The sequence below is a fragment of the Mesorhizobium sp. P2_B5 genome (genome assembly GCF_056404775.1).
The window spans coordinates 230,872-250,662 of the sequence record NZ_JBFUDJ010000005.1 but is presented as its reverse complement, the minus strand read 5'-3'; the positions used below and the strand labels follow the sequence as shown (position 1 = coordinate 250,662).

The following is a 19,791-nucleotide window of genomic DNA, read 5'->3' as shown; positions in this document are numbered from 1 at the left end:
GATTTCGGTCGACTGGCTCATCACGCCGCCCGTATGCGCGGGTTGATGACGGCATAAAGCACGTCGACGATCAGGTTCACGGCCATGACGATAAGGGCGATCAAGAGCAAGCCCGACTGCACGACGACATAGTCGCGCTTGGATATGGAATCGACCATCCACTTGCCGATGCCCGGCCAGGCGAAGATGGTTTCGGTGAGAATGGCGCCGGCGAGCAGCGTACTGACCTGCAGGCCGATGGTGGTGACCACCGGGATGAGCGCATTGCGCAGCGCGTGCACGCCGATGACGCGGGACGACGACAGCCCCTTGGCGCGGGCGGTCCGCACATAGTCCTCGCCCAGCACTTCGAGCATGGCCGAGCGCGTCTGGCGCGCGATCACCGCGAGCGGGATGGTGCCGAGCACAATTGTCGGCAGCACCAGATGGCTCAATGCCGAGCGGAAAGCATCCCATTTTCCGTAGAGCAGGCTGTCGAGGGTCAGGAAGCCGGTGATCGGCTTGATGAAGAACTGCAGGCCGATGCGGCCGGAAACCGGGGTCCAGCCGAGATAGCCGGAGAAAAAGATGATCAGCAGCAGGCCCCACCAGAAGATCGGCATGGAATAGCCGACAAGGGCTGTGCCCATCAGCCCCTGGTCGAACCAGGAGCCGCGCTTGACCGCGGCGAAGATGCCCGCGGGAATGCCCAGCAGCATGGCGAAGATCATGGCAAAGACAGAGAGCTCGATGGTTGCCGGAAAGAGCGTCATGAAATCTTCGATGACCGGGCGCTTGGACGAGATCGACACGCCGAAATTACCGGTCGCGGCATCGCGTACATAGTGCGCATATTGCTGCCAGATCGGCAGATTGTAGCCGAACTGCTCCTTCAGTTCTTCGTAGCGCGCGGGCGACACGCCATGCTCACCGGCCATGGCAAGGATGGGATCGCCGGGCAGCAGCCTGACAAAAGCGAAGGCACAGATGGTGATACCGATCAGCGTCGGGAGCACCAAGACGATTTTGTTGAGGAGATATCGGAGCATCTTAAAAAGGGGGCGGCGCCTGATTGCACGCCGCCCGCCTAACAGTTCTATTCGGCCTTGTCGACGCCGTCGAAGCGATGAATGCCGAGCGGGTCCATCATGAAGCCGCTGACATTCTTGCGCACGACTGCGTAAACCTGGCTGTGTGCCATGAGGAAGGCCGGAGCCTGCTTGGCAAAGACAACCTGCGCCTGTTCATAGAGCTTGGTGCGTTCGGCCTGGTCGCTGGTCTTCTTGGCCTTCTGGATCAGGTCCTCGAAGTCCTTGTCGCACCAGCTGGAGTAGTTGGACACGCCGATGGCCGAGCAGGCGAACAGCGTGGCGAAGAAGTTGTCCGGATCGCCATTGTCACCGGTCCAGCCGATCTGGAAAGCGCCGGGGCGTTCCTTCTTCTTGCCTTCCTCGCGGTACTTCGTCCACTCGTAGCTGACGATCTCCGCCTTGACGCCGACCTTGGCCCAGTCAGCCTGGATCAGCTCGGCGGCACGCTGGAAGTTCGGGTTGTAGGGACGAACGCGATCGGAGGCCCAGAGCTGGATCTCCTTCAGCCCGGCATCGGCCAGCACCTTCTTGGCCGCTTCCGGATCATAGGCGTCGGACTTCACGTCCTTGTTCCATGACCACATGGTCGGCGGGATCAGGTTTTCGGCCGGCGTGGCGCCGGCGTCCTGGAACAGCGACTTGATGAGCGACGCCCGGTCGATCGCCTGGTTGAGTGCGTGGCGCACTTCAGGCTTGTCGAGCGGCGGGATGGTGGTGTTGTAGCTCATATAGCCGATGTTCAGGCCGGCCTGATCCATCAGGGTCACGTCGTTGTTGGCCTTGATCGTGCCGATGTCGGCAGGATTCGGATAGGGGGCGATGTCGCATTCGCCGGCGAGCACCTTCTGGATGCGGGCGGTCGCGTCAGGGGTGATGGCGAAGACGAGATCGTCGATCTTTTCCTTGCCCTTGAAGTAATCCGGGTTGGCCGCATAGCGGATCACCGAATCCAGCTGGTAGTCGACGAACTGAAACGGACCGGTGCCGATCGGCTTGGTCGAGAAGTCGGCCATCTTGCCTTCCTTCTCGAGCTGATCGGCATATTCCTTCGACACGATCGAGGCGAAGTCCATGCCGAGATTGGCCAGCATCGGCGCGTTAGGCTCGGTCAGCGTCAGCTTGACGGTCAGGTCGTCGACCTTTTCCCACTTGGCGACGTATTTCGGCATGTCCATGCCGGTGTAGTAGTCCCAGGTCAGGTTCGGCAGGTACTTTTCGCCGTTCCAGGGGTTTTCCTTGTTGAACTGGCGATCGAAGGAAAAGACGACGTCGTCTGCATTGAAGTCACGCGTCGGCTTGAAGAAATCCGTTGTCTGGAACTTCACGCCCGGATGCAGGTGGAAAGTATAGACCAGGCCGTCGTCCGAAATCTCCCATTTGTCGGCAAGGCCGGGCACAACTTCGGTGCCGCCATGCTTGAACTCGACCAGGCGCGAATAAACGGTACGCGACGAGGCGTCGAAGTCGTTGCCGCCCGTCGTGGTACCCGGGTCGAAGTTGGCCGGCGAGGCCTCCGAGCAGTAGACCAGCGTCTTGGCATTGGCCACGCCGCCGAGGACGCTTGCAGCCAGCAACGCGGCTGCAAAAGTCAGTTTCTTTTTCATTGAGCACTCCCTGATGTTCTTCCAAGCCCCTCTATCAGGCTCGCGAAGCGCGCATATAAGCACCGTTTTTCCGGCTTTGGAACACCCTGTTTGCCTACCCCACCGTAAGCAGAAAATATTTCTCGGCTTTTGCTTGATTTCAGAAAGAAATAGCAAAATCTGCTAATCACGGGATTGTTAACGACCGCATTTTTTCATTGATCACCAATATCGCTGGAACAATGATCCATGGGCCTGGGGTCCCTCATGCCCATCGCGACAAGCTGGTGCCTAAGGCAACAGCGCGGGACAGATTTGACGGCAAATCTTTGCCGTCCTGCCGTTGAGGCAAGACTTGCACGGCCGCCGATAGTCGCAATAGATATATGACACGCCGGATTTCCCGGAATACGCGACATCGCTGCAGCGGAGGACGCCTCACAATGCCGAGGCGGTGCAGCATGGAGCAGGCAACGAACGACTGAGGGAGGCTAGAGGTGGCAAAAGCAACAAAGACAAAGGCCCCGGCGAAAGCAAAAGCGGCAACTGCTTCAAAAGCCGCTGCCGCCAAGCCGAAAGCGCCACCGGCCAAGACCGCCGCCAAGCCTAAGGCAGCCAGCGCGCCGGCGAAGGCAAGCGCCAAGCCGGCAGCGAAACCTGCGACCAAGCCCGCGGCCGCGAAGACAGCACCTTTTGCAAAGCCTGCCGCCAGCCCTGCAGCGAAAACGGCGGCAAAGCCGGCCTCAAAACCGGCGCCGAGCCCTGCCAAAAAACTGCCGAAGACGCTGACAGCGCTTGCCGCCGGCCTGCCTGACAAACCGTGGCTTAAAAGCTATTCGAAAGTCGTTCCGGCCGAGATAGGCACCCTGCCCTACAGGTCGATCGGCGACTTCCTGGTCGGCGCCTGCAAGCAGTTTTCCGGCCAGCCGGCTTTCGTGTGCATGGGCAAGTCGATCTCCTATGCCGAACTCGAGCGGCAATCGGCCGCCTTCGGCGCCTATCTGCAATCGCAGGGTCTGCAGCAGGGCGCCCGCGTGGCGCTGATGATGCCGAATGTGCTGCAATATCCGGTGGCGATGATGGCTGTGCTTCGCGCCGGCTATGTCGTGGTGAACATCAATCCGCTCTACACGCCGCGCGAGCTCGAACATCAGCTCAAGGATTCCGGCGCGCAGGCGATCGTCATTCTGGAGAATTTCGCCAGCACCCTGGACGCGGTCATCGCCAGGACTGATGTCAAGCATGTGGTGGTCGCGGCGATGGGCGACATGCTCGGCGGCCTCAAGGGCACGATCGTCAACCTCGTCGTGCGGCGGGTGAAGAAGATGGTGCCGGCCTGGTCGCTGCCCGGCCATGTCAAGTTCAACGCGGCCGTGAAGGCTGGCGCCGGTATCGCCTTCAAGCCAGCCAAGATGGAAGCGAGCGACGTCGCCTTCCTGCAATATACCGGCGGCACCACGGGGATTTCCAAAGGTGCTGTGCTGCTGCACTCCAATGTGCTGTCCAATGTCGCGCAGAACACGCTGTGGCTGCAGGATGCCTACGCGATCAAGCCGAAGCCGGCGCATCTCAACTTCATTTGCGCGCTGCCGCTCTACCATATCTTCGCGCTGACGGTGAACGCGCTGATGGGTATGCAGCAGGGCGCCCAGAACGTGCTGGTTCCCAACCCGCGCGACATACCCGGCTTCGTCAAGGAATTGCAGAAATACCCGATGCACATTTTCCCCGGCCTCAACACGCTGTTCAACGCACTGCTCAACAATGAGGATTTCCGCAAGCTCGACTTCAAACCGCTGATCATGACGCTGGGCGGCGGCATGGCGGTGCAGAAGGGGGTTGCCGAGCGCTGGAAGGCGTTGACCGGCAACTCGATCACCGAGGGCTACGGGCTGTCGGAGACCTCGCCGGTGGCCACCGCCAACAGGTTCAGCGACAGCAATTTCACCGGCACGATCGGCCTGCCGCTGCCTTCGACCGAGATCGCCATCCGCGACGATGACGGCAACAATCTGCCGCTGGGCGAGGTCGGCGAGATCTGCATCCGCGGGCCGCAGGTGATGGCCGGTTACTGGAACCGGCCGGATGAGACCGCCAAGGTGATGACCAAGGACGGTTTCTTCAAATCCGGCGACATGGGCTTCATGGACGAGCGCGGCTACACCAAGATCGTCGACCGCAAGAAGGACATGATCCTGGTCTCCGGCTTCAACGTCTATCCGAACGAACTCGAGGAAGTCGTCGCCCAGCATCCGGGCGTGCTGGAAGTGGCGGCAATCGGCGTGCCGGACGAGCATTCGGGCGAAGTACCAAAATTGTTCGTAGTCAAGAAGGACCCGGCGCTGACCGTCGAGGCACTGACCGCCTATTGCCGCGAGAACCTGACCGGCTACAAGCGGCCGAAATACATCGAGTTCCGGACCGAACTGCCGAAGACGCCGGTGGGCAAGATTTTGCGCCGGGCGTTGCGGGAATAGGCGCGATTGACCAAGGGCACTGGTTGCGCCGGGATCGCGGAGGACAATCGACGTCCCGATCCGGCGATGTTCATTAAGGCGAACCTGCGGCTTGTGCCGGTCCCCGCGCTTCCTGAAATCCAGCTCTATACGGCTCATCCCGGAAGTGGCCTGAGGCGGCTGGTCGATCCGCATCAAAGCGCGGACGACGATGCGGTCGAGCCGGACGACGATGCGCCCGAACCGCAGCCACCCTACTGGGCCTATGCCTGGGCCGGCGGCGCGGTACTTGCGCGCTATCTACTCAGCCATCCGCAAAGCGTGGCCGGCCACCGCGTCCTCGACCTCGGCGCCGGCTCGGGCCTCGTCGGCATCGCCGCCGCGAAGGCCGGCGCCAGCGCGGTGATGGCGGCCGAGATCGATCGCAACGGCGTCGCCGCAATCGGCCTCAACGCGGCGGCCAACGGTGTCGAGATCACCATTCTCGACCAGGATATCACCACGGGCCTGCCGCCGGCGGTCGACGTCGTGCTCGCAGGCGACGTGTTCTACGATCGCGAGGTTGCCCTGCGGGTTATCCCGTTCCTCGACCGCTGCCTGGCAGCCGGCATCGAGGTGCTGGTCGGCGATCCCCGCCGCGCAGACCTGCCGCTGTCAAGACTGCGGTTGCTGGCGGAATATCAGGTGCCAGATTTCGGCGACGCAAGGGGTGCTGAGACCAGGCCGAGCGGTGTCTTCGCGTTCGAGCCGGATGATCGTAGCGCCAAGATCAAGACCAATTCACTCTGAATGACGATCCGACCTCATGGCGTACCTATGCCTCGCGCGAGGAGAACGGGAGCTATGCGCCATATGCGGACCTTGCCAGTGGTGCCGTGAATGTTAAGTCTCGGCTCCGATGCGGACGTTGCGCCCGAGTTCGAAGACTGACCGCGAACGTTCTGCGGCCTTCGCATCTATAGCGCCAATGAGCGGCGTCTCACATCCCACACCTTGCGTCCATTGGGAGGGGTCGTTGTGGACCAAGCCCTACTACCCGGGCTTGTGACAAAGCCGATCCAGCGCGTCTCGAAGTGCAGTGGCGGCATCGCCACGCTCGTCAGGGGACATAAGCTCCGGTTCAAGTTCCAGCCTGAAATGCGGCAGTTCGGTTCGAACAACACGACGAGCGGCCGCCAGATTGGCCTTCAGATCGATGACGCGGTAGGTGGCGACGGGATAGGCGATCCCCTTGACCTGGACGTGCCCCATCTCCTCACAATCGATCGTGTCCTTCACTTGCGCAAACGTCTCGTAGGAAATGAGGATGGCCCCCGGTGCCGCCTCCTGTTCCAGGCGCGAGGCGAGATTCACGGCGCCGCCGATTATCGTGTAGTCCATCCGGTCCTCGCTGCCGAAGTTGCCGACGGTGCAGTAGTCGGTATGGATGCCGATGCGGCAGCGCAGCGGTGTTTCGATCCCCATGTTCCGCCAGACTTCGGTAAGCTCGCTGATCCGCTTTTGCATGGTAAGCGCCATCTGTACGCAAGCCAGCGCGTCCTCCTTGACGCCGCGCGTCTCAGGGTCGCCGAAAAACATCAGGATCGCGTCGCCGACATACTTGTCGATCGTGGCACCATGATCCGAGGCGATTTTCGACATTTCCGTCAGGTAGTGATTGAGGAGTTGGGTGAGATCCTCGGACTCCATCTTGTCGGTGGTCTCGGTAAAGCCGGCGATGTCGGAGAAGCATATGGTCAGCTTCTTGCGCTGACTGGCGATTCTAACGTCTTGGCGGCCGGTGAATATCGAGCTGTATACCTGGGGCGCCAGATATTTGGCCAGCTTGCTGGAAAGCGCCTCTAGGGCAGTGGACTTCTCGGCGAGGTTCTCCTCCCTTTGCTTCAGCTCGGTGATGTCCGAATAGACGGCGACCGTGCCGCCGGCGCTGATCCGCCGCTCGCTTATCATGATCCATCGTCCGTCGCCCCGCCGCTGCACCCATGGTTCGTCAGGGTTGCGGTGCCGCCACAGGCGCTCGGCAACCCACTCATCGACCCGCCCCTCGGCATCCCTGATGTAGCCGCGCTCGGCGGATCGGCGAATAATCTCCTCGAACGCCATGCCAGGGGTTAGCTCGGCCTCCAGACCGGCGTATAGCAGTTCGCGGTAGCGGCTGTTGCTAAGGACAAGCCGGTCCTCTCTGTCATAGAGAGCGAACCCTTCGGAAATGCTTTCGATGGCATCGACTAGCCGCTGACGCGCTTCGGCAACGTCGCGCAGGTTCTTTTCCTCGACCTCGACAGCGGTATCCCGGAAGAGGCTCAGCGCCTCGGCCATGCGCCCGATCTCGTCGCTGCCCGCGGCCGGCAGCGGCGCACGAAGATCGCCGCCAGCGATCGCGAGCATGCCTTGGCTCACCGCTCCCAGACGGGCGAGAAGGTTGCGGTCGACATAGAGCCAGACGACCAGAACCGAGCTCAACAGGCTGAGAAAGGCGGAGCCGAGGACAACTCCGGTGCCGTAGCGCTGGACGAGCGCGGCTTCGCGACCGGAGGCAGCGATCTCGCGGTCCGCTGCTGCGACAAGACGGTCGACGGCAGCTGTGAGACTGCGCGACAGCCGATTGTTTTCGGCCAGAAGCTTTTCGCCCTGCGCGAGGACCGTAAGCTCCTCCTCCCGTGCCTTCGGGATGCTGTTCTCACCATCGGTTAGTGCCTTGAACTCGTCCACCCGCTGCCGGAAACGGGCCTGCAGCTTTTCGTCGATCTCCGAGGAAGCCGTTTCCAGAGCGGCAAGCGAGCGGCGCAGCGGAAACAGGATCAACGCCAGGTCGCCCCGCGTTGGCGCGGTCGCGGCCTTCACCAGCGCGTCGTTGACCGCCAAGATCTCCAGCAGCGCCTTCTGCTGGGGGATGTAAGCCGCAATCGCCTGGACCAGGTCGGCCATTGCCGCTGCGCGTCGATCGGGCGACAGCGACGTATCAGCCGCGACCGCCCGCCATTGCGGGAGCCTAGAATCCATCACCAGGATGCCGGTGGCCAGAAGGCGGTGGCTTCCGGTCGTCGTCGCGGCGAGGCTGTTCAGGAGCTCCTCCTTGCGGGCGACCACATCGAGCCGGGCGACAACCAGAGAGTCGAGCTCCTTCAGGTTGCGTCTCAGAACAACCGCGGCTTCCTCGATCTCAGCCAAAGGCACTGTGCCCAGCGTGGCATCCCTGAGGTCCGTGCGCAGGGCCTCAAGGCGGGACATCTCGAGCGCGACGGCAGCCGAGACCTCGCTGTGCTGAGCCCTGCTTGTCGCCGCCAGCACCGATGGCGCGGCAGCAGCGACCCGTTCGGCCTGGCGCGACAGCTGGAGGGAGGCCAGCGCCGACGGCACCCGATCCGTGGTAATTCGGTCGACGACGTCGCCAACCTGGAGGAAGGCATAAAGCGCCGCAGCGGTTGCCAGCACCGCAAGGGCGCTGATCCCGAAAAAGGCGAGCAACAGCCGGCCGCGTATGCCGAGCCGTTCCAGCATCGCGGTGAGTCGGAACAATCCAGCCACACTGGTCTGCATCAGACTAACGTCTCAGGCGGCACGCCGGCATTCGGCGAACCCTATTCAACCGGCACGTACTCCCCGCCTTGCCAGACGTACCAAACCCAGCTCTGCCTCGTGAGGTCGCCCTTGTCGTCGAAGTCGACCCGGCCCATGACGGTGTCGAATTCCTGTTCGTGCAGTGTCGCGATGATCGCTTTCGGCTCCAGCGAACCTGCCTTCGCGACCGCCTGGGCCCAGACCTGGACCGCGCAGTAGCTCAACAGCGTGTAGCCCGCGGGCTCGAAGTTCTCCGCACGGAACTGCTCCACGATCGCGGCTGCGCCGGCATTTCGCCGCGGGTCCGCCGGGAAGGTGAACAGGGTTCCCTCCGCCGCTGAGCCTGCGATCAGGGCGAATTCCTCAGTAGCCAAGGCATCTCCGGATATGAGCTGAACCGTGTAGCCACGGTCGTGTGCAGCGCGAGCAATCAGCGCAACCTCGGCATGATACCCACCCACATACAAGGCTGAGACGCCGGCGGTCTGCAACGCAGCGACCTCGGCTGAATAGTCGTCCTTCCCGGGCGTGTAAGCGTCGTAAACAGCTTCAGTCACGCCCCGTTTGTTCAGTTGCTTCCTGGTCTCGTCGGCGAGACCCTTCCCATAGGTCGAATTGTCGTGAAGGATTGCAATCTTCTTGTCGCCCCAGCGATCGGCAAGGTGGTTGCCGGCGATGAAACCTTGCGCGTCGTCGCGGCCAATGGTGCGAAAGACATTGGCACGGCCCTGTTCGGTCAGCTGCGGATTGGTCGAGCCTGGGGATATCTCAACGACGCCCGCCTCCTCGTACACTTTTGATGCGGGGATCGAGGCCCCGGAGCAATAATGCCCGACGACGAGCACCACCCCGTCAGCCACCAGCTTCTGGGCGGCCGCGACCGCTTGCTCGGGATCGCAGAAATCGTCGACCGAGATGAGCCTCACCTTCTGGCCGAGCACGCCGCCCGCCGCGTTGACGTCGGCCACCGCCATCTCCGCGCCGCGCTGTCCCTGCTCGCCGATCCAGGCAAGCCGTCCTGTCATCGCAGCCGAGACCCCGATCAGCACCTCAGCCCGCGCGGAACCGAAGACGGCCGCAAGAACTACGATCGCTATGGCGATGACACGGTGCATGTGTGCACCCCCTTACCTGTAGCTTACGCTAATCCCGTCAGAGCCGACAGCCCCTTCGGCAAGCGCGAGTGTCTCGGGCTGCTATTGCAGCGCACACCCAAGTTGGCGAAGCAATCATACACTGGAATGGCGTGTCATAACTTCGTTCGCTGAGGTCGGAATCGCGCGCCAAATCCGGACGTTACCACTGACCGGCGTGAGCGTCGCGATTGGGTCAGATCGCGACGATGCCCGCGCCGACCTGAATGTCAGCTCTTGAAGATTCCGCAGCCTGAAGCTGCCAGTCCGCTGTCTGCCCAAAACAGACGTTCGGTACTTCGATTCTCGATGTCAGCTAACCACCCATGTCGGTCATCGACGGGAAGGCCAAGTCGATTTGGCTTCAACCCCTCAAAGCCTTCCGTCAGACCGTCTCCTTGACCCGCGCCGACAGAAAGTCCGGCAAGTCGGCAACGGAATCCAGAACGACATCGGCGATCGTCGACAGCGATTCACGCGTGCCGGTGCCGGAGAGCACACCGATCGCCAGCCCGCAGCCGCCGGCGCGTGCCATCTCCAAATCGTGACGGTTGTCGCCGACCATGACGATCTCGGCCGGCCTCAGCCCGGTCAGGTCGCAAAAGGCGAGGATGGTGTCCGGCGCCGGCTTCGGATTGGCCACCGCGTCATAACCATAGGCGGCGTCGAACAGCTGGGCGACGCCGAGCGTGACCATGGTCTTCTCCGCACCGGCGGTCGAATCGTTGGTGGCGACGCCGAGCCGGTAGGATCGCTTGTGCAGCGCCGTCAGCGCAGCAACGATGCCGGGCAGCGCCACCGCCATCGACGAGCCTTGCACCGAGGTGATCTCGTTGAAGCGGGCGACGGCCAGCATCTGGTCCTCGTCGGACAGCCGCGGGAACCACAGCTCGACGACATCCATATTGGTGCCCGAGGCAAAGATCGAATCGGGCCTGAAACGTTTGTTGACGAAATCGAAGCCCGCCGCGGAAAGCAGCCTGTCCGCCTTCCAGCGATCGCCCTCGGCGGCATCCATGGCCATGAAATCGGCAATGCTGAGCCAGGTCGCGTTGAAATCGACGAGCGTGCCGTCCTTGTCGAACAATATGCCCTTGATGTCCGCCGGGTTTTTCATTGCGCACCCCGCAGCTGCTGGATGCGTGCCACCAGCCCGGCGGTGGAAGCGTCGCGCTTGGCGGCGCTCTCCTTGCCTTCCACAACAGGCAACAGACCGGTCGCCAGTTCCTTGCCGAGCTCGACGCCCCACTGGTCGAAGGAATTGATGTTGAACAAAGTGCCCTCGACGAAGACGCGATGCTCATAGAGCGCGATCAGCCGGCCGAAGGTGCGCGGGTCGAGCTTGCGGTAGAGGATGGTCACCGACGGACGATTGCCGGAGAAGACGCGGTGCGGAGCGATCTTGTCGACATCGGCCGGCTTCATGCCCTTGGCCAGCATCTGCGCGCGCGCCTCTTCCAGCGTGCGGCCCTTCATCAACGCTTCCGACTGCGCCAGGCAATTGGCGAGCAGCAGATCGTGCTGGTGCTTCAGATCAGGCTCGTGACCGACAGCAGCGGCAAGGAACTCGACCGGGATGAAATCGGTGCCCTGGTGCAGCAACTGGAAGAAGGCGTGCTGGCCATTGGTGCCGGGCTCGCCCCAGACCAGCGGTCCGGTTGGCGTCGTCACCGGCGTGCCGTCAAGGGTGACGCCCTTGCCGTTCGATTCCATGTCGAGCTGCTGCAGATAGGCCGGCAGCCTGGACAGACGCTGGTCATAAGGAATGACCGCACGGGCGGGATAACCGCAGATCACGCGATGCCACCAGCCGACCAGTCCCAGCAGCGCCGGCAGGTTCTTCTGCAGGGGGGCGGTGCGGAAGTGTTCGTCCATCTCATGCGCGCCATCGAGGAAAGCGCGGAAATTGCGCGGGCCGATGGCAATCATCACCGGCAGGCCGATGGCGCCCCACAACGAATAGCGGCCGCCGACCCAGTCCCAGAAGCCGAACACGCGATCGGCCTCAATGCCGAACTTCGCCACCAGATCGAGCGCGGTCGAGACGGCGGCGAAATGCTTGCCGACCGCTTCCTTGCCGAGCGCCTTCTGCACCCATTTGCGTGCCGTTTCGGCATTGGTCATCGTCTCGACCGTGGTGAAGGTCTTTGAGGCGATGATGAACAGGGTGGTTTCGGCGGACAGGCCCTTCAGCGTGTCATGGATATGGGCGCCGTCGATGTTGGAGACGTAGTGCGCGCGCGGGCCGTCGTGATAGGGCGCCAGTGCCAACGTCGCCATGGCCGGGCCGAGATCTGAGCCGCCAATGCCGATGTTGACGATATCGGTGATCTTTTTGCCGGTGGCGCCGGCAGCCTTGCCGGAGCGAATGGCATCGGCAAAGGCGCCCATGGCGTCGAGCACGGCAAGCACAGCCGCCTTGACGTCCTGGCCGTCGACCGTGACGCCCTTGCCCGAGAGGTTGCGCAGCGCCGTGTGCAGCACGGCGCGGTCCTCGGTGATGTTGATCTTCTTGCCGGAGAACATCGCGGCGCGGCGCCCTTCGAGGTCGGCGGCGCCGGCGAGCTTTTCGAGCAGCTCCATGGTGCGCTGATCGACCGCGCATTTCGACCAGTCGAGCAGAAGGTCGCCGTCGCTGGCCGAGAATGTGTCGAAGCGCTTGGGGTCGGCGGCAAAAGCCTCTCGCATCGTGCCCGATGCCGCCGCGCGCGCAGCACGCAAGGCGACAAGCTGTTTGTCGAAGGAGGAATGATCCACTGCCGGCTCCTGATACTTTTTCATGACATCTTATCAGACCGGATGTTTCCGGCGCGTGTCGCGGTGGAGTTATTGAGCCGAATTCCATTTCTTTCAATGCGTGGGGATGACGCAGTGCAACATAGCGGCCGTGTGGCGCAGTATTGCGGTGGTGCAGCATAACGCGACGACGCTGCGCGTCGCGCGGGCGGGATGAACGCAAGCGTCACCCGGAAAAACGCGGTGCGACGACGCTGCGCGTCGCGCGAAGGATCACTGGCATAAATCCCAGCGATCAGAAAAATTGATTGGCGCAACCCCTTGTGCCACGGTTACCTTCCGCTGGTCCAGCCAAGCAAAAAAGTTTGGCCATCGAGGAACATCTCCCATGCCACAGCGTAACGACACGGCCATATGGTCCGGCCTGTTCCGGATTTCGGCGGAATCGGGCCAGACCCTGCAGGCGCAGATCCGCCAGGCGATCGTCGCCGCTATCCTCGACCGGCAGATCGCCGCTTCGATGCCGCTTCCGTCCTGCCGCATCCTGGCCGAAAAACTCGGCGTCGCGCGCGGCACCGTGGTGCTGGCGTTCCAGCAGCTTGTCGACCAGGGTTTCCTGGTGGCGCGCGAACGGCGTGGCCATTTCGTCAATCCGGATGTGCTGGCCACCCCCGCCAAGCCGCACCAGAAGGCGCCGGACCAGCAGAACGAGATCGACTGGAAGGCACGCCGGCAGATCGCCGCCAGCGACATGCCGCCGCCGGCCAAGCACGACAACTGGATCAAGTCGTCCTACCCCTTCGTCTACGGCCAGTTCGACCCGGCGCTGTTCCCGACCGCCGAATGGCGCGAGTGCAACCGCATGGCGCTGGCGGTACTCGAGATCCGCAACTGGGCCTCCGACATGGTCGATCGCGACGATCCGCTCTTGATCGAGCAGATCCAGGCGCGACTGCTGCCGCGGCGCGGTATCTTCGCCAATCCGGACGAAATCATCGTGACGCTCGGCGCGCAGAACGCGCTCTATATGCTGGCGACGCTGCTGATGACCAAGGGCTCGAAGGTGGCGATGGAAGACCCCGGCTATCCCGACGCGCGCTCGATCTTCCGGCTGGCTGGCGCCGACATCCAGCCGGTTCCGGTCGACCAGTCCGGCATCGTAACCTCTTCCATTCCCAACGATTCCGGGTTCGTCTTCGTCACCCCCAGCCACCATTGCCCGACCATGGTGCCGCTGTCGGCGGAGCGGCGGCAGGATCTTCTGGCGCGCGCCAACCGCCACAACCAGATCATCATCGAGGACGGCTATGACAGTCAGCTTCTCGATGAGGCGCCGCAGCAGGCGCTGAAGAGCCTCGATCGTTCGGGCCGCGTTGTCTATGTCGGCTCGATGTCAAAGACGCTGGCTCCGGGCCTGCGGCTTGGCTACATCGTGGCTTCGGCTGGACTAATCGCCGAACTCAGGGCGCTACGCCGCTTCATGCTGCGGCACCCGCCGGCCAACAACCAGCGCGCCGTCGCGCTGTTCCTGTCGCTCGGCCATCACGAGGCCTTGGTGCGGCGGCTGTCGTCAGCCTTCGATGAGCGACGCAAGCGTCTGGTCCATGCGATTTCCGCATTCCTGCCCGAATGGCGCTCGACCGATTCGGCCGGCGGCACATCGCTCTGGCTGGAAGGGCCGCGTGGCACCGATTCACGCGGACTGGCCGAGGCCGCGGCGTCGCGCAGCGTCATCATCGAGCCCGGCGACCGCTTCTTCGACCGCACCGAAAAGCCGTCGCGTTTCATGCGCTTGGGCATTTCCTCGATCGCGCTGCAGCACATCGAGCCGGGCATTCGCGAACTCGCGACCGCGGCCGGACGCAGGCCGGCCGCCGCTTGATTTGCCTGTGCCGGGGCCTTGAACAGCCCCGGCCTTTGCATCACCTCCAGCATTCTGCATTAGCGCCCTGGCATATGCGACGGGGTCCACTGGCCCATAGGCTGTGCCAATGCCGGCGGCATAGTCGGCGGACAAAGGGGACGAAGCAGGCCGACGGTGGACCAATCACCGCGTCCGGTTTCGCAAGCTAAAGGTGGAGTGCCTCCCATGTCAGTGGCTCTTGAGAAGCAGGATGCGGCTCTTAAGGATGCAGCTCTTAAGCAAGAAGCTTTGGGCGATCAGCGTTCGCGGCGATCCGGCGGGCGCGAAGCGCGCCGCGCCATGCGGGCCGCACCGCTGGCCGACGATATCAGGCCGGTGCGCGCCGGCCTCGAAGGCGGCAGCTACGGCCCGCTCAACAGGAACGACCAGGAGCGCATCCATGAAGCGGTGCTGACGCTGCTGGAAACCGTCGGCTTCGCCAATGCCATTCCCTCCTGTATCGAAGCGCTGACCGGGGTCGGCGCCGTCTATGGCGATGACGGCCGCATCCGCTTTCCGCGCGGCCTGGTGCTGGACACGATCAAGAAAGCGGCGCGGAATTTCACCCTGCACGGCCAGGACCCGAAGCACGACATGCTGATCCAGGGCAAACGCGTGCATTACGGGACCGCGGGTGCCGCGGTGCATCTGGTCGATGTCGAAAAGCGCGAATACCGCGAGTCGCTGGTGCAGGACATTTACGACGCCGCCCGCCTCGTCGAAGGGCTCGACAACATCCACTTCTTCCAGCGGCCGATGGTGCCGCGCGACATTCCCGATCCGCTCGAAATGGACTTCAACACGCTCTACGCCTGCGTGATGGGAACGTCCAAGCATGTCGGCACCTCGTTCACGGTGCGCGAGAACGTGCAGCCGGCGCTGGAAATGCTGTATGCGATCGCCGGTGGCGAGGAGAATTTCCGCGCCCGGCCCTTCGTCTCCAACTCCAACTGCTTTGTCGTGCCGCCGATGAAGTTCGCCGAGGATGCTTGCGGCGTGCTTGAGGCATGTGTCGAAGGCGGCATTCCGATCCTGCTTTTGTCGGCCGGCCAGGCCGGCGCCACCGCCCCGGCGGCGATTGCCGGGGCAGTGGTCCAGGCAGTGGCCGAAGTGCTCGTCGGTCTCATCTATGTCAACGCCATCAAGCCGGGGCATCCGGCGATCTTCGGCACCTGGCCGTTCGTCTCCGACTTGCGCACTGGCGCCATGTCGGGTGGCTCGGCCGAGCAGGCGGTGCTGACTTCGGCCTGCGCGCAGATGGCGCAATTCTACGATCTGCCGGGCGGTTCGGCCGCCGGGATGACGGATTCGAAACTGCCCGACATCCAATCCGGCTATGAAAAGGGCATCACCGATGTGATGGCTGGCCTGGCCGGCCTCAACCTCGTCTATGAATCGGCAGGGATGCATGCCTCGCTGCTCGGCTTCTGCCTGGAAAGCCTGATCATCGACAACGACATGCTGGGCCATTGCCTGCGCTGCGTGCGCGGCATCGAGGTGACCGACGAAGCGCTTTCCATCGACACCATCACCGAAGTCTGCATGAATGGCCCCGGCCATTATCTCGGCAATGAGCAGACGCTGCGGCTGATGCAGACCGAGTATTTCTATCCGGCCGTCGGCGACCGCTTTTCGCCGAAGGAATGGAACGAGAAGGGTCGGCCCGACATCTTGCAGCGGGCGATCATCGAGAAGAAGCGTGTGCTTGCCGAGCGTTTCCCCCGCCATGTGCCGAAGCTGCTCGACGACAAACTGCGCGCTCGCTTCGGCGAGATGATCAAGCTGCCACGCAGCGGCATGGGTGGGTAAGCCTAACCTTACGAAGTCAGTCCGCGCTTAGCCCGAATCGCTCGACGACCTCGGCGCTGATCAATTTGCCATGCAGCGCCATCAGCACGATCTGCGCATCCAGACTGTCGCCGGTTTCAAGGGCTGCTTCGATGCGACGCTCCGCGTCCAGCCGTCGCGCCGGGCCGTTGGCCTGCTCGAACGTTTGCGGCCCGGCGATACAATAGCCGAACAGCTGTGCCACGGACCGATAGGCCTCCGGCGGCGGTTCGTCCGGCCAATGGTCTTTCATCAGATTAACGATGGTGAGCTTGACGCCCTCGGGAACAAGCGCCGGATGAAGGTCGGCCCCGCGCAGCGCGTTGTCGAGTTCCCGCAAATCACCCGAGCGGCCGAACATGCCGAGGAAACCGAGGGAAGAGCGCCGTTTCGCCATGATGGTTCCTGTTCGCTTTCAATCCATATGGTGTCACGCGCTCGCTGTTGCACATAGAGCCGGGTTGCCTGGAACGATCGGCAGACTATTTGGCGGCTGTAGACGACTAAGCGATGCTACGGAGGAGAGCCATGAAAAGGACCTATCACGGCAGCTGCCATTGCGGCGCAGTGCATTTCGAGGCTGATCTGGACCTCGCCGAGGGCATCCGCAAATGCAACTGCAGCTTCTGCTGGAAACTCGGTTACCGAAAGTCCTTCGCGCCCTTCGAAGCGTTGCGGGTGACGGATGGCAGGGACAAGATGCGGGAATACAAGGCGTCGCCGTCGAACTGGCCGGACGGCAATATCAACCACTATATGTGCCCGAACTGCGGCGCCAACGTCTTCTCTCGTGGCTATCTCGACATCATGGGCGGCAATTTCTGGGCAGTGAATGTCGCCTGCCTGGACGACGCCAGTGAAGAGGAGCTTGCCGCGGCGCCGGTCGTCTACGAGGACGGCAAACGCAACCGACAGGATCAGCGTCCGGAGATCACCGCCTATCTGTAGGGCGAACACATCAACAGCGGCCTGATCGAAATCAAGCCGCCGCTGTCGTTTTGCGTAAGCGCTTCGACGCTCAGTGATTGTCCCTCGGCACGCCTCTGGTGTGCGCGACATCCTGGTATTTCACCGCCGGCTTCAGCACCATTCCTTCGGAGAACTGGTCGACCATGCCGCGCTGGATCTCCTGCCACGGCGTCTGGTGCTGGGGATAGTGATAGCCGCCATTGCCCTGCAACGCGGCGCGCCGCTTGGTGATCTCGTCGTCGCTGACGAGGATGTTGGCGGTGCCTTTGCGTAAGTCTATGCGCACACGATCGCCGGTCTTGAGCAGCGCCAGGCCGCCGCCAATGGCGGCTTCGGGCGAGGCGTTGAGGATCGACGGCGAGCCCGACGTGCCTGACTGGCGGCCGTCGCCGATGCAGGCAAGCGCATGGATGCCCTTCTTGATGAGATAGGCCGGCGGCTGCATGTTGACGACTTCGGCGCCGCCGGGATAGCCGATCGGGCCGGCGCCACGCATGAACAGGATGGTATGCTCGTCAATGCCTTGCGCCGGATCGTCGATGCGGGCGTGATAGTCTTCCGGCCCGTCGAAGACCATGGCATTGCCTTCGAAGGCTTCCGGATCCTTCGGGTTGGACAGATAGCGCTCGCGGAATTCCGGCGAAATGCCGCTGGTCTTCATGATCGCGGAATCGAACAGATTGCCGCTGAGGTTGATGAAGCCGGCATTGACCTTCAGTGGCTTGTCGGCGCTGCGGATGACATCCTGGTTCTCGTTGGCCACGCCGCGGCAATTGTCGCCGATCGACTTGCCGTTGACGGTGACGGCGTCGGGATGCGGCAAGAGCCCGGCCTTCAAAAGCTCGGCCACCACCGCCGGCACGCCACCGGCATGGTGGTAGTCCTCGCCGAGATATTCTCCGGTCGGCTGCAGATTGACGAGCAGCGGCACGTTGAGGCCGATCGCCTGCCAGTCGTCATTGCTCAGCGGCACACCGAGATGGCGGGCGATCGCATTGAGGTGGATCGGCGCATTGGTCGAGCCGCCGATCGCCGAATTGACGACGATGGCATTCTCGAACGCCTGACGCGTCATGATGTCAGAGGGCTTCAGATCCTCATGCACCATCTCGACGATGCGCCTGCCCGTCTCGTAGGAAATCTGGCCACGCTCGCGGTAGGGTGCGGGGATGGCGGCCGAGCCCGGCAGTTGCATGCCGAGCGCCTCGGCCAGCGAGTTCATCGTGGTGGCGGTGCCCATCGTGTTGCAATAACCGGTGGACGGCGCCGAAGAGGCAACGATGTCCATAAACTCGTCATAGTCGATCTCTCCGGCCGACAGCCTCTGGCGCGATTCCCAGACGATGGTGCCGGAGCCCGTGCGCTTGCCCTTGTGCCAGCCATTGAGCATCGGGCCGACCGACAGCGCGATGGCCGGAATGTTGACGGTGGCCGCCGCCATCAAAAGCGCCGGCGTGGTCTTGTCGCAACCGATGGTCAGCACGACGCCGTCGAGCGGGTAGCCGTAGAGCACCTCGACCAGACTGAGATAGGCAAGGTTGCGGTCGAGTGCCGCGGTCGGGCGCTTGCCGGTTTCCTGGATCGGATGGCAAGGGAATTCGAAGGGGATGCCGCCCATCGAGACGATGCCTTCGCGCACGCGCTTGGCCAGTTCGATATGGTGGCGATTACAGGGCGACAGATCCGAACCGGTCTGGGCGATGCCGATCAGCGGCTTGCCCGACATCAGTTCGGCCCGCGTCAGCCCGTAATTCAGGTAGCGCTCGAGATAGAGCGCGGTCATGCCCGGATTGTCGGGATTGTCGAACCACTCCTGCGAGCGAAATTTCTTTTTGCTGGTGGGGGCGCCTGCCATCGTGGTCTCCGTATTTGTAAGACAAATCGATATGGCAACGCGCCTTGGCAGGCAAGAGGTCACACAAGCGCACCCAGACTTTGGTGCGATAGACAGACGTCGGACCCTGCGTTAGGCCTTTTCGGAGCAACGCGGGAGGGTATCGATGGCTTTGGTGATCGAAGGCGAGGAACGCATTGCCGCCCCCCTGCAGAAAGTCTGGGAAGCGCTGAACGATCCTGACGTGCTGCGGGAAAGCATTCCCGGCTGCCAGAACCTGGAGATGAAATCGCCGACCGAAATGGCGGCGACGGTGGTGGTGAAGATCGGGCCGATCAAGGCGACCTTCAACGGCGAGGTGACGTTGAAGAATTTGAAGCCGCCGCACGCTTACACCATCCAGGGCGAAGGCAAGGGCGGCATTGCCGGCTTCGCCAAGGGCGGCGCCGACGTGACGCTGACGGCCGACGGGCCGGATGCGACGGTGCTCAAATACGCCGCCAAGGCCGATGTCGGCGGCAAGATCGCCCAACTCGGCAGCCGGCTGATCGAATCGACGTCGAAGAAACTGGCCGGGCAGTTTTTCTCGACGTTTGGGGAAAAGGTGGGCGCAGCTTAAGTTGCGCCGCTAGAACTACGCCTAGTTATCCGGCGCTGGCGCCGCCCCTCATTGTCCTGCCGGACATTTCTCCCCGTATAGTGACGGGGAGAAAGACGCC

The 19,791-nt window shown here is 62.8% G+C and carries 14 protein-coding genes; 6 read left to right on the top strand and 8 right to left on the bottom strand.

From position 1 onward, the window contains the following. Positions 1 to 20: 20 nt before the first annotated feature. Both AC1D1N_RS19080 and AC1D1N_RS19075 read right to left on the bottom strand, forming a co-directional pair. Complete coding sequence (locus AC1D1N_RS19080; protein ID WP_192249812.1) at positions 21 to 1,028, bottom strand: ABC transporter permease subunit; 1,008 nt, start codon at positions 1,026 to 1,028, stop codon at positions 21 to 23. Between the two features lie 47 nt (positions 1,029 to 1,075). Then, entirely contained in the window at positions 1,076 to 2,674 is a 1,599-nt protein-coding gene (locus tag AC1D1N_RS19075; protein WP_477350364.1) for an ABC transporter substrate-binding protein, read from the bottom strand. A 476-nt stretch (positions 2,675 to 3,150) separates the two neighbouring features. Between AC1D1N_RS19075 and AC1D1N_RS19070 the strand changes: the two genes are divergently transcribed. Beyond that, positions 3,151 to 5,130 (top strand): long-chain-fatty-acid--CoA ligase, encoded by a 1,980-nt coding sequence (locus AC1D1N_RS19070; RefSeq protein ID WP_477350362.1) that lies wholly within the window; start codon positions 3,151 to 3,153, stop codon positions 5,128 to 5,130. A gap of 66 nt (positions 5,131 to 5,196) precedes the next feature. Continuing rightward, complete coding sequence (locus tag AC1D1N_RS19065; RefSeq protein WP_436261873.1) at positions 5,197 to 5,898, top strand: class I SAM-dependent methyltransferase; 702 nt, start codon at positions 5,197 to 5,199, stop codon at positions 5,896 to 5,898. 243 nt (positions 5,899 to 6,141) lie between these two features. Here the strand turns inward: AC1D1N_RS19065 and AC1D1N_RS19060 are convergent, their stop codons facing one another. The 4 genes from AC1D1N_RS19060 to pgi form a co-directional block, all read right to left on the bottom strand. Beyond that, positions 6,142 to 8,610 carry an adenylate/guanylate cyclase domain-containing protein gene (locus AC1D1N_RS19060; RefSeq protein WP_436261872.1) on the bottom strand — a complete coding sequence of 823 codons (2,469 nt, stop codon included), beginning with the start codon at positions 8,608 to 8,610 and terminating at the stop codon, positions 6,142 to 6,144. Positions 8,611 to 8,690: 80 nt separating this feature from the next. Then, positions 8,691 to 9,785, bottom strand: a complete 1,095-nt coding sequence (locus AC1D1N_RS19055; RefSeq protein ID WP_112560666.1) for a branched-chain amino acid ABC transporter substrate-binding protein — start codon at positions 9,783 to 9,785, stop codon at positions 8,691 to 8,693. Positions 9,786 to 10,188: 403 nt separating this feature from the next. Continuing rightward, positions 10,189 to 10,920, bottom strand: coding sequence for an HAD family hydrolase (locus AC1D1N_RS19050; RefSeq protein ID WP_477350360.1), 732 nt, complete (start codon positions 10,918 to 10,920; stop codon positions 10,189 to 10,191). Continuing rightward, positions 10,917 to 12,560, bottom strand: coding sequence for a glucose-6-phosphate isomerase (pgi, locus tag AC1D1N_RS19045; RefSeq protein WP_477350520.1), 1,644 nt, complete (start codon positions 12,558 to 12,560; stop codon positions 10,917 to 10,919). Before pgi ends, AC1D1N_RS19050 begins: the two co-directional genes overlap by 4 nt. Before the next feature lie 367 nt (positions 12,561 to 12,927). Between pgi and pdxR the strand changes: the two genes are divergently transcribed. Together pdxR and AC1D1N_RS19035 are read left to right on the top strand one after the other, a co-directional pair. Beyond that, positions 12,928 to 14,421, top strand: a complete 1,494-nt coding sequence (gene pdxR, locus AC1D1N_RS19040; RefSeq protein ID WP_477350358.1) for a MocR-like pyridoxine biosynthesis transcription factor PdxR — start codon at positions 12,928 to 12,930, stop codon at positions 14,419 to 14,421. Between the two features lie 207 nt (positions 14,422 to 14,628). Next, positions 14,629 to 16,251: a trimethylamine methyltransferase family protein gene (locus AC1D1N_RS19035; protein ID WP_477338256.1), complete on the top strand. Its 1,623-nt coding sequence runs from the start codon at positions 14,629 to 14,631 to the stop codon at positions 16,249 to 16,251. Positions 16,252 to 16,267: 16 nt separating this feature from the next. Here the strand turns inward: AC1D1N_RS19035 and AC1D1N_RS19030 are convergent, their stop codons facing one another. Continuing rightward, positions 16,268 to 16,666, bottom strand: coding sequence for a hypothetical protein (locus tag AC1D1N_RS19030; RefSeq protein WP_477350356.1), 399 nt, complete (start codon positions 16,664 to 16,666; stop codon positions 16,268 to 16,270). A gap of 131 nt (positions 16,667 to 16,797) precedes the next feature. Here AC1D1N_RS19030 and AC1D1N_RS19025 point away from each other — a divergent pair, with 131 nt between their 5' ends. Continuing rightward, complete coding sequence (locus AC1D1N_RS19025) at positions 16,798 to 17,217, top strand: GFA family protein (protein WP_112560661.1); 420 nt, start codon at positions 16,798 to 16,800, stop codon at positions 17,215 to 17,217. Positions 17,218 to 17,287: 70 nt separating this feature from the next. Here the strand turns inward: AC1D1N_RS19025 and AC1D1N_RS19020 are convergent, their stop codons facing one another. Beyond that, on the bottom strand, positions 17,288 to 19,093 hold the full coding sequence (locus tag AC1D1N_RS19020; protein WP_477350354.1) for an IlvD/Edd family dehydratase: 1,806 nt from the start codon (positions 19,091 to 19,093) through the stop codon (positions 17,288 to 17,290). Between the two features lie 145 nt (positions 19,094 to 19,238). On the opposite strand from AC1D1N_RS19020, the gene AC1D1N_RS19015 reads away from it, so the two are divergent. Then, the gene (locus AC1D1N_RS19015; protein ID WP_112560659.1) at positions 19,239 to 19,691 is read left to right on the top strand and encodes an SRPBCC family protein; all 453 of its coding nucleotides are present in this window, start codon (positions 19,239 to 19,241) and stop codon (positions 19,689 to 19,691) included. The last annotated feature ends 100 nt before the right edge of the window (positions 19,692 to 19,791 follow it).